Origin of the sequence: Microbulbifer bruguierae, assembly GCF_029869925.1 — a bacterium.
In the GTDB taxonomy this organism is placed as follows: Bacteria; Pseudomonadota; Gammaproteobacteria; order Pseudomonadales; family Cellvibrionaceae; genus Microbulbifer; species Microbulbifer bruguierae.
This window is the reverse complement of the sequence record NZ_CP118605.1, coordinates 3,920,177-3,933,612: the sequence shown is the minus strand read 5'-3', so window position 1 is coordinate 3,933,612 and position 13,436 is coordinate 3,920,177. Positions and strand designations below refer to the sequence as shown.

Here is a 13,436-nt window from a genome sequence, read left to right as displayed (position 1 = left end):
CGAATTGGAAAAATCAGCAACGAAAACGGGCCTCACACCGTCGATGGCGTCATATTATTCGTATAAAAATTGAATTCAGAAAGTGAAAGAAGGGCAATATATGTCGGGATCAACAACAGGAATTCCACTGAAATCCGCACTGATTTCGGCGGCCTGCGCACTTCCCATTGCACTCAGTGGCTGCGTTACTGGCGGTGGACTGAATCACCAGAGTGACACCTACCGCATTGAAATCGTGGAATCCGAGAACGCCAGTGAGCGGGTGCGCTTTCTGGTGATGCATTTTACAACCATCGATTTCGAAACATCTCTGCAGGTACTGACCCAGCCCAGCTCCCGACCAGTGAGCTCCCACTACCTGATCCCGGAAGGCAATGATCCCAGTTATCCACACGATGACCTGCGGGTATATCAGTTGGTGGATGAACACCGCCGCGCTTGGCATGCCGGCACCAGTATCTGGGAAGACCGCAGCCAGCTGAACGATCACTCCATCGGAATTGAAATCGTCAACAAAAGCTACTGCCAGCCTCCGCCGGAATCGACGCCGGGCGCCGAGCCCGAAGCGGTGTGTTTTTTCCCGGAATTTGACCCGGAGCAGATCGACCTGGTGATCGCCCTGTCCCGGGATATTCTCGCTCGCTATCCCGATATCACCCCCACGCGCGTGGTCGGGCACGGCGATATCATTCCGCATTACAAGATAGATCCCGGCCCCAAATTCCCCTGGCAGCAACTGGCAGAAGCCGGTATTGGTGCCTGGTATGAAGACGCCTCGGTTCAGCGCCATCTGGAATATCTGGGCGGCAATACCTCCAGCGACCGCGATGCAGTGCGCCGCCGGTTTGCCTATTGGCTGCGGGATTATGGTTATGGCATCGACCCGGAAACTGCCAGCGATGATGAGATCAGCCTCTATACCCGCGCTTTTCAATACCACTTCCGCCCCTGGCTGGCAGATGGGGAAGTGGACGATCAATCGCGGGCGATTCTGCTGGCGCTGCTGGAAAAATATTTTCCGGACAAGTTGAGTGGTTATCAGGAGATCAACCCGGAGGCACTCGCCATCTCCAAGTAACGCCTATCCACTACTGCGCCGCCGCCGGCGCCGGTCGGTCGATCGGTGTCGACGCCGGTACAGTCCCTGGTACAGGATCAGACTCCAACACAGAAACGACGTCGGTAACCGGCGCAGTTGACAGAGCAGGAGCTCGCACAGTTACCGGCAAGTCGCCCCCCGGCACTGTGCCGCTGACCAGGGCTCTGGCCAGTGCATGATATATCGGGCCCTGCAGCTTCCGCCCGGGCCCGATAAACCCCTTGTAATCAAAACTCGCCAGATACACATCCGCCAGCCCGTGAAAGTCCGCGCTTTCGTAGGGTGATCGCATGCTGACGAATACGGTTTTACTACCCTGCGCACGCGCGGCCACGAGACTCTGCCGATAAATATCGTAAAGCGCTTTCTGGTCCGGACGCCGGTACGGCATCTTTGCCAGATCTTCCGCTCCCCCCATTTCCACCGCGCTCTCTGAGGGAACCACACTGGCCACGATCAGCGCATCCGCGGGGGACGCCACGATCGCGTCCAGTGCGGAATCCGTCTCCAGGATTTCGATGTCCGCCCCCGTCACCGCCGCAAGCGCGATGCGGAAGGCTTCCCCAATAGCACTATTTGGGGATAAAACCTGCACCCGTCTCGTGTTCTTGTGGATAACCGGTAGCGCGGAATCCACTGGCGTAAACACACTGGTCAAGGCTGCCGACGCCAACTGACTTGCCAGCTCACGATGCGCGGGTGACGCCAGTACCGACTGCGCCGCATGCACGGCCTCCTTTTCACCCTGCTGCAACCAGAGGGGATCGGTTACTCGCTGTTTTAATTGCAAGATCCGCGCGACCGAAGATTCCAGTTCATCGACGTCAAGAGATCCGTCGGCAACCGCAGCGGCAACCGCGTCAATCAGCGTGTCTACTTTTGCCAGATCTTCCGGATAGCGAATTTTGACCGGCATCAATGCGATATCCGCACCGGCGGCAAAGGTATGCACGACCGCCTGCTCCGGTGTGAAATAGTGACTGATGCCCGCCATATCCAGGGCGTCGGTGACGATGACGCCCTCGTACCCCATTTCACCGCGCAAAATTCCGCTGAGAATTTTGCGCGACAGGGTAGCCGGCACCAGTATTTCCTCACCGGATCTAGCCTGCAGTATCGTATCGTCCAGGGCTGGATACTGGATATGTGCCGTCATGATCAGCGCTGGCTGCGCCCGTTCAATAACTCGGGAGAACGGCAACAGGTCGACGGCCCAGGCAGCGTCCCGGGCGCGCGCAACCCGCGGCAACCCGGTATGGCTGTCGACACTGGTATCGCCATGTCCCGGAAAATGCTTCACCGTGGCGGCAATGCCCTTCTGCTGAAAAGCCTCAACACTTGCCGCGCCCAGCTCCGCCACCATCTGCGGCGACTCCCCGTAGGAGCGGACATTGATGACCGGATTTTCCGGATTGCTGTTGACGTCCAGGGTGGGAGCAAAGTTGACGTTAAACCCCAGGGCTTTGAGCTGCTCGGCCATCGCCCCGGCGGTTTCGCGGGCAAAGTGGTCGCCGCGACGGGTATAAGTGGCACCGATCGCCATGTTCCCGGCGAAGGCCGCAGCCTCATCCCTCGGCAAACGGTTCACTCGCCCTCCCTCCTGATCCACGCCGACAAGAAGTGGAAGGCCGCTTTTGGACTCGAGTGCCGCCCGCCGTAAATCCCGATTCAGGCGCACCATCTGCGCGCTGTCTGCGAGGTTATCTGCAAACAGAATAATGCCGCCGACGTCGCTCTCGCTGATCATCTTTCGCAGATCATCGGGCAGTACCGTTACCGGCGTCTCACAGCGCGGCGCCGCGCCATCATCCGGCGTTTGGCGCTGTTCGTCGGAGCAATAATAACGAACATCCAGCATCAGCTTCTGGGCGATTTTCTGTCGCAAGCTGAGTTCGGGACTTACGCGGTCGGCGGACTCGCTACAGCCCGTAAAAAAGATAGCGGCAGTCAACAGGGCGCGCTGGGCAAGCGCGGGAAACGGGAAATTCGTAACCGGCATAAACAGGCTGTTCCGTAACCAGGAATGGCATTTTGAGAATAAATTATTCTTGTCGATTCACTCCGCTTTGGCAACCGCAGACCAATACAAAGACTGCGTACCAGAGCACACTATTCCCGAAAGCAGGTTACGGATTACAGCTGGAAATTCTGGTCACGGAGACCAGCGTGAACGGGTGCGGATGCCAGTTGTCGGATTCCCGCGAATTTCACTGGGGGAAATAAAAAAGGGGGGCATTGCCCCCCCCCAAATGCAACATTTCACACAGTCAATTGCAAGAGAAACTCTGTCTTGTTTAGCTATAGTAAGGATCTTTCATCGGCCCGATTGAACGCGAGCGAACTGGCTGTAGAGGTACCGGTGCCTCGGTGTGCGGGTATTCCGGTCCCCAGTTGACGGGATCCCCATGCATTTCCATACGTGCATTGTCGGTATACCAATCTACCAGGTCGCCATCACAGCGCAGGATCCATACAGTGCCCTCAGGCCCCGCTGTGAAGTCACCGTGACGCACCAGCGCCGGACGGAAGAAATACGTACCCGGCTCCATCTCACCAAAGTTGAAATTGAATGAGCCTTCCAGGGTGTAGGCCTCTTCAAACACCGGATGGTGCGCCAAAGGGTGTTCACGCCAGTTCGGCTTGGCTTTGATCAGGCGAGTGTAAAAGCCGGTTTCCTTGTCGCGATACAACATTTTGATATACAGACCCGGCACCGGGGTACCGCCCAGGTCAAAGCGCATGGGGCTGCCATCCACAACGTCGATCCAGTCCATTTCATTACTGCGCTTGATCACCAGTTCCTGATCAGGACGCACGAAATCCGCGTTCTTGTCGGCTTCTGTAAACTGCCAGTCGCCATACTCGCGGAAGAGGAGAATTACCGTTCCGGCTTTTGCTTCCAGTGGCGGACACAGCACGCCCTTTGGAGTACACCAGTAACCGCCTTCCTTCAGGACTTCGTCACCAATTTTTACTTCACCTTCGAGCACATACCATTCGGTCTGTGCGGTGTGGATACCCGCAGGGCGGCTCCAATCAGTATCAAAGTGCACCTTGAGGGAAGCCGATCCGTCTTCCTCGTCATAGCTGAGGTTGCGCTGGCGCGCGGTGCCGGTTCCGCCCATCAATTCGGCAGTGTGAAATATCAGATCTTTCTCGTCGATCAATTCTACATGGGGTCGCATACGGCCTCCTGAATGCAGTTATCGTGGGGTCCTGAAGCAAAGACTACGCCCAGGAAAACAATGGATTCAAATAAATACTCTTGAATCGTGAGTTGGCTTTTTATCTATATTTATCGGACAGCGAAATTCCCTCGCCACACCGAGCGCTAGTACTCTTCCAGTAGCCGCCCGCAACCCGCCATGCGGTCCTTGATACCGTACGCACGCAGTGCATGCCAGTAAGTGGCAGCATTGATGGCAATCACCGGTTTGGCGAGTGTCAGCTCCAGTTGCGCAGCAAGCTTCACCATCGACAGGTTGGTGCCCACCTGTACGATTGCATCTACATCATCGCCATCAATTTCTTTCACGGCTTCGCGGATGGTGTGCGGCTGCACCTGGGCAATGGCCTGCCAGCTGGGGCAACGCAACGGTATGTCGCGCACTGTTTCAAAACCGTGGTCGCTCAGGAATCGCGCCACCTCGGCGTTGGCAACAGGGTAATAGGGAGACAGGACTGCAACCTTGCGAATACCACCCAGGGTTTTCAGGGCCGCGACCACTGACTCTGAGCCGGTTGAGATTTTCAGCCCGGCAATTTCCTCAATGTTGCGTTTCCATCCCGCAGCACCCTCAGCACCGCCGTAAAAGGTTACTGCGGACATCCCCATGACCAGGTAATCCGGCGCGCAGGTAAGCACGCCCTTTACCGCATCTTCAGTGCAGCGATCAATTTCCAGCGTTCCCTGCATAAAGGTTTCATCGGAGATCGCCGCGGCGTTCTGAATAATGATGCGGCTGTAATGGTTGGTCACACCCGCCGGGCGCAGATCGTCAAAATCCGGCTGCACGATGGTATTGGTAGACGGACCAAGCACGCCGAATTTAGCGCGATAACCCAGTGCATCAGTCATGGCATTTACTCCTGAATTGCGGCTTTGGATTCTTCCAAGCTTTCAAACATGGCCTGGCGACGCAGGAACGCCCGTCGGCGCACCGGATCATTGCGGATATCTTTCATTTCCTGCAGGCGCTGCGCGTGGTTTTCTTCCGGGCTGTGTTCCAGCATTTTTTTGTTCTGCATGGTCTGCGCCTGGATAAAGCGATGGGTCACCGGGCGGCGCTCGGCATCGAAGGCTTCGAAGCGCGTGTCGTCGTGGCCCTTGTCCAGATTGGCTTTGATCTTGTCGCACAGACACCAGGCATCGTGGATACCACTGTTCATACCGAATCCACCCAGAGGGTTGTTCAGGTGCGCGGCATCGCCAACAAGACCGATACGTCCGTGGTCGAATCGCGTTGCTACCCGCTGGTGTACCCGGTATATGGTGCGGTGGCCGGTTTCCACGTCTTCGCGCCCGATGAGCTTGCGGAATACCTCGTTTTTCTTTTCGTCGGATACCAGCCACTCATCCGGCTGATCCTCTTTCGCCGGCACCAGAATGCGCCAGGCGCTGGGAACTCGCAGTAAAACAAGCCATTCCTGCGGGTCGGAAACGTAGTTCACGCAGGCGAGGTTTTCGATGTAGTCCCTGAGCTCCACCTTGGTCGACAGCGTCAGGAATCGCTCCGGATAGGTAAACCCCTCGAAGTCGACGCCCAGCCACTTGCGCACAATGGAATTACCGCCATCCGCAGCCACCAGGTATTTCGCGCGTACCTTTTCAATCGCAAAAGGGCCTTCCAGGGCGACTTCCACCCCGTTTTCATCCTGGGTAAAAGACACCAGCCGGTGATTGAACCGCACTTCCGCCCGCGGATGATTGTCGAGCTTTTTGGCCACCATGCTGGCCAGCACATACTGTTCACATTGCAGGCGGTAGGGAAAACGGGTTTCATCGGCCAGCTCGGACAGGTCGAAGGAAACCAGCTCCCCCGTAGCGCGCTCGCGAAAATGATATTCCGGCGCTTTCAGCCCCCGGGCAATCAGGGTCTCCGCCATGCCAAGTTCATCGAGCATTTCCAGGGTCGGCGGGTGAAAAGTGGAGGCGCGCAGATCAATGGCACAGTCGCGGCCCGCCTCTACCAGCAATACGTCAATACCCATACTCGCCAGCCGGTACGCAGCGACCGTACCCACCGGTCCGGCGCCGACAACGATCACCTGTGGATCTGTCATAACAATCTATCCCCTGAAACAGTGTGGCTATGCCCGGATTTAAAAAGAAGGCAACGCCGGGCTCCATGACATTCATCAAACTGCAGGTACAGAACTTGTATGGAGACAAACGGACAGTGCGTGAGAAAAGATAAAAAACGGAAGAAAACTGACGGGACACTTAGGTCCCGTCCTGCACGTCAGGTGTTCTGAAACCCTCGGGGCAACCCGGCTTCCGGGGTAAATCCGAAAATTTCCACGCCGGGTAGAGCCCCTGCAAGATAATTGCGTGCACGTAACAGACCGTCAAAATCGATACCGGTGCGCAGCCCCATCGCTTCCACCAAAAACACCAGATCCTCGGTGACGATATTACCGGAGGCGCCCGGAGCAAACGGGCAACCGCCGATACCTCCCATGGAAGCATCCACCGTGGTAATGCCGATATCCATTGCCGCCAGCGCATTGGCGAGCCCCTGGCCCCGGGTGTTGTGAAGGTGCACCCCGTTGAGACGTTCGCGCCCGACCGCATCCCAGACTTTTTTTACCAGACGCCTTACCTGGGCGGGATTGGCATAGCCGGTAGTATCCGAAAGACCGACTTCAGCAGCCCCCGCTTCAATCGCCAATACCGCCAGCCGCACAACCAGCTCCTCGGAGACTGGCCCCTCAAGAGTGCAGCCGAATGCGGTCGATAACCCCACTTCAAAATACGGGCGGCGCTCTGCAGGCTGTGCCGCAATCAGCTCTGCTATGGAATGGATTTCCTCCAGCATCTGCGTGTGGCTGCGGCGCACGTTCTTCAGACTGTGGGTCTCGCTGACAGACAGGGGAATACTGATTTTGTCCGCCCCCGCCTTCACCGCGTTCTCCGCCCCCCGCAGGTTTGGCACCAGCACGGCGACGTCCAGCCCCGGAATGGTTTTCGCATGGGCCACGACTTCCGCCGTGTCCGCCATCTGCGGCAGCACACTCGCCGGCACGAAGGACCCCACCTCTACCTCACGCACACCAGCTGCAGCCAGCAGGGAGATCCATTCACACTTTGCCGCAGTCGGCATGATCTGTTGCAGGCTCTGCAAACCGTCCCGAGGCCCAACTTCACTTACCAGAATATCGATCTGTTCCAACCTTGCACCTCTCTTCGCTGCCGGACCATTCACCTTGCAATACTGTGACATTAAGCTCATCATTAACCCTAATGTTATATTGTTATACCAAATTAACCAGCATTATTCACAGTACTGCGCAAACCCGTTTATCACCGGCATTCCGACAGAGGCGACATGGCAACAAATACACTTCCCCTGAAGAACATCAAAGTGGTCGAGTTGAGCCACATGGTCATGGGCCCTGCCACCGGGGTAATCCTTGCGGACCTCGGTGCCGAAGTCATCAAAGTCGAACCTCTCAAGGGCGACAACACGCGCCGGCTGAAGGGCTCCGGATCCGGTTATTTCACCATGTATAACCGTAACAAGCGCAGCCTCTGCCTCGACCTCAAATCCGAGCGCGGGCGCGAAGTCGTACTGGAATTGATTGCCCAGGCGGATATCGTGATCGAGAATTTCCGCCCCGGTGCCCTGCAAGCTTTGGGACTGGATTATGAAACCCTGTCCAAAGCACACCCGCGACTGATTTACTGCTCCCTGAAAGGTTTCCTGAGTGGCCCTTACGAGCACCGCACGGCGCTGGATGAAGTCGCGCAGATGATGGGAGGCCTGGCTTACATGACCGGGCTGCCAGATCGTCCGATGCGGGCGGGGTCATCGGTCATCGATATTTCCGGGGCCATGTTCGGTGTTATCGGCATTCTCGCCGCGCTCGAGGAGCGCCACCACAGCGGCCTGGGCAAACAGGTAACCAGCGCGCTGTTCGAAACCACTGCATTTATGGTTGGCCAGCATATGGCGCAGTGCGCGATCACCGGCGAAGCACCGCCCCCCATGTCAGTGCGCCGCTCCGCCTGGGGGGTCTACGATACTTTCGAGACCGCAGATAACGACAAAATTTTTGTCGCTGTCGTCAGCGATACCCAGTGGCGGCTGCTGTGCAAGACATTCATGCTCGAGGAATTCGCCAACGACACCTCCCTCGATGCCAACAGTGGCCGTTTCGAACAACGCGACCGCATCATCCCCGCCCTGAGCGAAGTCTTTAGACACCTGTCCACGCAGGAACTCACCGACAAGCTGGACAGCACCGGCCTGCCCTACGCGCCGATCAACCGTCCCCAGGACCTGTTTGACGATCCACAGCTCAACGCCAATGGTCTGCTGGAACTGACCCTGCCCGGCGGCACCCGCGCCAAGGTACCGGCACTACCGATCGAAATTGGAGGACACAAATTCGGCCTGCGCAGCGATCCCCCCCGGGAAGCCGATCACACCCGCGACACCCTTCGCAATGCGGGTTTCACCGATACCGCAATCGACGAACTGGTTGCTGCGGGCGTGCTGCGGGATGAAGACTGATTCGGCACAGGCTTTGCAGATTCAATACCTGTTACCAAGAGCGATTTAACACCAGATACGGCCTGTAATAACTACTGACGGCAATAAATCCAGGCAGTAAAAAACGGACAGCGCGCATGAATACCACTACGGTTCTGATTACTCTGATTGCGTACAAAACCCTGCTTATCGTCATTGGTATCTGGGCCCAGCGCCGCACGCATACCAGCGAAGATTATTTTTTGGGTGGACGCAATCTGGGGCCAGTGGTGGCGGCTATCAGCTATTCCGCCAGCGCCACATCGGCTTGGACACTATTGGGCGTGAGCGGTATTGCCTATGTCGCCGGCCTGTCGACACTGTGGATCGCCGCCGGGGCCATCGTAGGTTGTGCCGTCGCCTGGCTGTGGGTGGCCCCACGCATGATGCGCTTCAGCCGCACCCACAACATCATCACTCTCACCGAATTTCTCGCCCACGACAGCGACGCCCGCAACCAAAAGCGAATCACAATTTTTGCTTCCGCAGTGATCGTCCTGTCGTTTGTGGTTTATATCTCTTCCCAGTTTCAGGGGGCCGGCAATACCTTCAGCAGCACCTTCGACCTGGGTCGCTCCGAGAGCATTTTGATCGGTGCAACCATCATCATGATTTATACACTGCTGGGCGGCTTCTGGGCCGTTTCCCTGACGGATACCCTGCAAGGAATGTTGATGGCAGTTGCAGCCATTCTGCTGCCGGTTGCTGCCTGGGTGGCGGTAGGTGGCTGGGAGGGGTTCAGCAGCGGACTGGTTGCAGTGAGCAGTCCGCAGCAGCTCAGTCTGAGTGGTGGCAATATCGGCCTCGGCATACTCGGTTTTATCGCCGGCAACCTCGCTATCGGTATCGGCACCTTCGGCCAACCTCACCTGCTCACCCGTTTTATGGCCCTGCGCGACGAACGCGCGCTCAAGCAGGCGCGCTGGATCGCCATCGGCTGGTATACGCTGGTATTTTCCGGGATGTGTTTTCTCGGTCTCGCGGGACACATCCTCTTACCGCAGTCACCTACTCCGGAAACTATTTTCTTCGACCTCACCGGGCTGCTTTTTTCACCGGTGGTAAGCGGCCTTCTGCTGGCGGCGGTGCTGTCGGCCATCATGTCGACTGCTGACAGTTTGCTGTTGGTGTGCGCCTCCAGCCTGTCCTGGGATCTCGGTCTGGGTAAACGTTTTGCCGAGCGCCCGCTGCTGGTATCCCGCGCCGCCATCGTCGCAATCTGCGCACTTTCTGCATGGGTTGCACTGGCGCTGCCGGCCACTATTTTCGAACGTGTGCTGTTCGCCTGGGTTGCCATCGGCTCGGCTTTTGGTCCGCTGGTATTTGTGCGCCTGGCCGGTATCCGCGTGCGCTCTCCCGGTACCTTGCTGTCCATGGTCACGGGGTTTGTGCTGGCGGTTGCACTGTATCTAGCGCCGAACACTTTGGGACAGGCCTTCGAGCGCTTGATTCCGTTTACTTGCGGACTTGTTTTGCTACTGGTATTCCGGATACGGGCCGGTGCTGTTAGCACTGCCAATACCGAGAACCCTTCTGCAACCGGATACTCCCAACAGCAGCCCTGATCCGATTCGAAACCGGCTGAGTAGCGCAGACATAGAACATCAACAGGGGTTTGAGGTTAAGTGGCCTTCGCCGCGTGGCCTCAATGTTCTATATGCTATAACATTATGACTAATATTCCTGAGTACAGTCCCAGAGCAATGAGTACCATCGACAAACTGATCAGCCCCCGCCAGCGCAAAGCCCTCGATCCTAGCAGCCACTCCCCGCTTTACTACCAGCTCTACAGCCTGCTGAAAAACCTGATTCTCAACGGCACCCTTGCCAACGGTGCCCTGATGCCCACCGAGCAACAACTTTCGGAAGCCTTCGACGTATCGCGTATCACCGCCAAGCGCGCCATGGATGAACTGGCGGCGGAGAATCTGGTAGAGCGACGCCGGGGCAAGGGTTCCCACGTGATTTTCAAATACACACCGGGGCCGGTAAAAGCTCCGCTGGTGGGTATGCTGCAGGAAATTGAAAGCATGGCGCGGCAGACGGAGGTACGCCTGCTGGAACTGGACAAATTAAAACCGCCGGCAGAAGTGCGTGAAGAATTCGCGCTGGACGCGGGAGATACCGCACTGCGCATGGTGCGCGTGCGCTCGCGGGATGGAGAGCCCTTTGGTTACTACGACAGCTGGACCGTGGGCCTGCAGAAAAAGCCGACGGCACGCCAGCTCACCTCAACTCCAAGGCTGGAAATCTTCCGCACACAGGGTCTGAACATCACCCATGTAAAGCAGACCCTGAGTGCCGTTTCGGCGCCGGAAGACGTTGCCGCTGCCCTGAATATCAAACCCGGCACACCACTATTGAGCATGGTGAGACGCTCTTACGATGCCAAGGAACAACTGCGGGACCTGATGCATGTGCTCTACAATCCAGAGCATTTCCAGTACCAGATGGATTTGACCATTGATGAAATCTGAGCTGACCCGCACCGATGCGGGTCAGCCGGTTCGCGGCGTTGTGTCTTTAAAACTCGAACAGCCAGGGACGACGCGCGCGCAGTTTTTCTTCGAACTTTTCAATCGCTTCCAACCGGTTCAAGGTCAGGCCAATCTGATCCAGTCCGTTCAGCAACATCTCGCGGCTTGAACGGGCAATCTCGAATCGATGCTGCCTTCCCCGTGGGTCGAGCAGCTGCTGATGCTCCAGATCGATGGTGACCTGACACTGCTGAGGGTCTTCCTCCACCTGCTCGGCAATGGAACGCACTACCGCTTCATCCAGCACGACCGGTAAAATACCGTTGCGCTCGCAGTTGCCCTGAAAAATTACCCCGAAGCTCGGTGCTACGATGGCCCGGATACCGAATTCCGACAGTGCCCATACCGCGTGCTCACGGGAAGAGCCACAACCAAAATTTGGTCCCGAAAGTAAAATACTGGCCCCGACGTATTCGGGCCGGTTCAAGACAAAATCCGCAGTTGGCGTACGGCCACCCACTTCCGTGTAACGCCAGCCGGCGAACAGGCCTTCACTGAGTCCTTTTTTGGAGACCAATTTCATTTCGCGGGATGGAATGATCGCGTCGGTGTCCACATTCACTCGCAGCAGGGGCGCAGCCACGCCACGATGGATCTGAAATTTCTTCACGCCGGCTTTCCTTCTAAATAGTCCCTCGGATCCGCCAGGTGGCCGGCGATCGCCGATGCCGCCACTGTGGCCGGGCTCGCCAGATGCGAGCGGGATTCCGGCCCCTGGCGCCCCTCGAAATTGCGGTTGGTGCTGGTGGCAATTCGCTGGCGAAAACCGAAACTTTCACCACCGGCAAAAAAGCACATGGAACAGCCAGGCTCACGCCATTCAAATCCCGCGTCCATAAAAATGCGGTCCAGTCCCTCCGCTTCCGCCTGGCGCTTGACCCCCTGGGAACCAGGAACACAGATCGCACGCACGCCTTCTGCCACCCGGCGACCGCTCAACACCGCAGCCGCTTGCCGCAGGTCGCTGATACGGCTGTTGGTACAGGAGCCGATAAACGCGGCGTCGATGGCCAGAGACCGCAGTGGCTGCCCCGCCTGCACCCCCATGTACTCGTAGGCGCGACGCCATGTTGCATGATCGGTATCACCGGCTCCGGGGGCGATATCCGGCACCTTCCCGGTAATTTCACAGGCGTGTTGCGGACTGGTACCCCAGGTCACACAGGGCGCAAGCTCGCTGCAGTCGATGTCGATTTCCCGATCGAAAGTGGCTCCAGGATCGGAGTGCAGACTGCACCAGTAATCCAGCGCAGCACCCCAGTTATCACCACTCGGCGCATAGCGCCGTCCCTGCAGATAGTCGATGGTTTTCTGATCCGGAGCGATCACGGCGGTAAATGCGGAAAACTCGACCGCCATATTGCACAGCGTCAGGCGAGCCTCGACGTCCAGATTGCGAATCACCTCACCGGCAAATTCAATCGCGTAACCGGAACCACCCGCCGCGCCATAACGCGCGATCAGGTGCAGGATCAGATCCTTGGCGGTCACCCCCGGCGACAGTGTTCCATGGAAGTTAACCCGCATACTGCGCGGCTTTTTTACCACCAGCGTATTGGTGGCCATCGCATGTTCCGCCTGACTGGAACCGATACCCCAGGCCAACGCACCCAACGCCCCCTGGGAACAGGTATGACTGTCCGGGCAGACCAGTGTGCATCCCGGCTGGACGATGCCCAGCTCCGGCGAAATGACGTGCACGATGCCCTGATCGAAATCATTGACATCAAACAGGTGAATACCGGCCTGGCGCGATGCCTGACGCGTAGACTGGATAAACGCCTTGCCCGCCGGCACCAGAGTGTCGTCCCCTCGCCCCGGCAGGGTGTCGACAATATGGTCCATACTGCAGAACACACGCCCTGGGGTTCTTACTGCGCGACCATCGCTGGACAGACTTTCCAGGGCCACCGAGCCAGTGCGCTCATGCAGGAACACCCGATCGATATAAATCAGTGAATCGCCGTCTTCCAACTGCTGGATTTCATGATCGGACCACAACTTTTCAAACAGTGTTTTCGCCATTTTGCGCACTCTACTCCCGCC

General features: G+C 57.4%; 11 protein-coding genes. 4 read left to right on the top strand and 7 right to left on the bottom strand.

Features of this window, described 5'->3' with window-relative positions; translation table 11 throughout:
• The first annotated feature begins 100 nt into the window (after positions 1–100).
• Entirely contained in the window at positions 101–1,078 is a 978-nt protein-coding gene (locus PVT68_RS16220; protein ID WP_280319881.1) for an N-acetylmuramoyl-L-alanine amidase, read from the top strand.
• 10 nt (positions 1,079–1,088) lie between these two features.
• Here PVT68_RS16220 and PVT68_RS16215 read toward each other — a convergent pair whose 3' ends face one another.
• The 5 genes from PVT68_RS16215 to PVT68_RS16195 form a co-directional block, all read right to left on the bottom strand.
• Positions 1,089–3,098, bottom strand: a complete 2,010-nt coding sequence (locus tag PVT68_RS16215; RefSeq protein ID WP_280319878.1) for a glycoside hydrolase family 3 protein — start codon at positions 3,096–3,098, stop codon at positions 1,089–1,091.
• A gap of 295 nt (positions 3,099–3,393) precedes the next feature.
• Positions 3,394–4,284: a DUF4437 domain-containing protein gene (locus tag PVT68_RS16210; protein WP_280319875.1), complete on the bottom strand. Its 891-nt coding sequence runs from the start codon at positions 4,282–4,284 to the stop codon at positions 3,394–3,396.
• A gap of 146 nt (positions 4,285–4,430) precedes the next feature.
• Positions 4,431–5,177 (bottom strand): maleate cis-trans isomerase family protein, encoded by a 747-nt coding sequence (locus tag PVT68_RS16205; RefSeq protein WP_280319872.1) that lies wholly within the window; start codon positions 5,175–5,177, stop codon positions 4,431–4,433.
• A gap of 5 nt (positions 5,178–5,182) precedes the next feature.
• Complete coding sequence (locus PVT68_RS16200) at positions 5,183–6,382, bottom strand: FAD-dependent oxidoreductase (RefSeq protein ID WP_280319869.1); 1,200 nt, start codon at positions 6,380–6,382, stop codon at positions 5,183–5,185.
• A gap of 179 nt (positions 6,383–6,561) precedes the next feature.
• Positions 6,562–7,491 carry a hydroxymethylglutaryl-CoA lyase gene (locus tag PVT68_RS16195; protein WP_280319867.1) on the bottom strand — a complete coding sequence of 310 codons (930 nt, stop codon included), beginning with the start codon at positions 7,489–7,491 and terminating at the stop codon, positions 6,562–6,564.
• A gap of 156 nt (positions 7,492–7,647) precedes the next feature.
• On the opposite strand from PVT68_RS16195, the gene PVT68_RS16190 reads away from it, so the two are divergent.
• The 3 genes from PVT68_RS16190 to PVT68_RS16180 all read left to right on the top strand — a co-directional run bounded on the left by PVT68_RS16190 (position 7,648) and on the right by PVT68_RS16180 (position 11,330).
• Positions 7,648–8,835 carry a CaiB/BaiF CoA transferase family protein gene (locus PVT68_RS16190; protein WP_280319864.1) on the top strand — a complete coding sequence of 396 codons (1,188 nt, stop codon included), beginning with the start codon at positions 7,648–7,650 and terminating at the stop codon, positions 8,833–8,835.
• A 116-nt stretch (positions 8,836–8,951) separates the two neighbouring features.
• Positions 8,952–10,418, top strand: a complete 1,467-nt coding sequence (locus tag PVT68_RS16185) for a sodium/proline symporter (RefSeq protein WP_280319861.1) — start codon at positions 8,952–8,954, stop codon at positions 10,416–10,418.
• A gap of 105 nt (positions 10,419–10,523) precedes the next feature.
• Complete coding sequence (locus PVT68_RS16180) at positions 10,524–11,330, top strand: GntR family transcriptional regulator (protein WP_280319858.1); 807 nt, start codon at positions 10,524–10,526, stop codon at positions 11,328–11,330.
• 46 nt (positions 11,331–11,376) lie between these two features.
• Here PVT68_RS16180 and leuD read toward each other — a convergent pair whose 3' ends face one another.
• On the bottom strand, positions 11,377–12,000 hold the full coding sequence (gene leuD / locus PVT68_RS16175) for a 3-isopropylmalate dehydratase small subunit (protein ID WP_280319855.1): 624 nt from the start codon (positions 11,998–12,000) through the stop codon (positions 11,377–11,379).
• Positions 11,997–13,415 (bottom strand): 3-isopropylmalate dehydratase large subunit, encoded by a 1,419-nt coding sequence (leuC, locus tag PVT68_RS16170; protein WP_280319852.1) that lies wholly within the window; start codon positions 13,413–13,415, stop codon positions 11,997–11,999. The genes leuD and leuC overlap by 4 nt, the downstream gene beginning before the upstream one ends.
• Between the last annotated feature and the right edge of the window lie 21 nt (positions 13,416–13,436).

Excerpts from the sequence above, each read along its gene's own strand:
- PVT68_RS16220 (WP_280319881.1), top strand. The coding sequence starts at position 101 with ATGTCGGGATCAACAACAGGAATTCCACTGAAATCCGCACTGATTTCG.
- PVT68_RS16215 (WP_280319878.1), bottom strand. The coding sequence starts at position 3,098 with ATGCCGGTTACGAATTTCCCGTTTCCCGCGCTTGCCCAGCGCGCCCTG.
- PVT68_RS16210 (WP_280319875.1), bottom strand. The coding sequence starts at position 4,284 with ATGCGACCCCATGTAGAATTGATCGACGAGAAAGATCTGATATTTCAC.
- PVT68_RS16205 (WP_280319872.1), bottom strand. The coding sequence starts at position 5,177 with ATGACTGATGCACTGGGTTATCGCGCTAAATTCGGCGTGCTTGGTCCG.
- PVT68_RS16200 (WP_280319869.1), bottom strand. The coding sequence starts at position 6,382 with ATGACAGATCCACAGGTGATCGTTGTCGGCGCCGGACCGGTGGGTACG.
- PVT68_RS16190 (WP_280319864.1), top strand. The coding sequence starts at position 7,648 with ATGGCAACAAATACACTTCCCCTGAAGAACATCAAAGTGGTCGAGTTG.
- PVT68_RS16185 (WP_280319861.1), top strand. The coding sequence starts at position 8,952 with ATGAATACCACTACGGTTCTGATTACTCTGATTGCGTACAAAACCCTG.
- PVT68_RS16180 (WP_280319858.1), top strand. The coding sequence starts at position 10,524 with ATGACTAATATTCCTGAGTACAGTCCCAGAGCAATGAGTACCATCGAC.
- leuC (WP_280319852.1), bottom strand. The coding sequence starts at position 13,415 with ATGGCGAAAACACTGTTTGAAAAGTTGTGGTCCGATCATGAAATCCAG.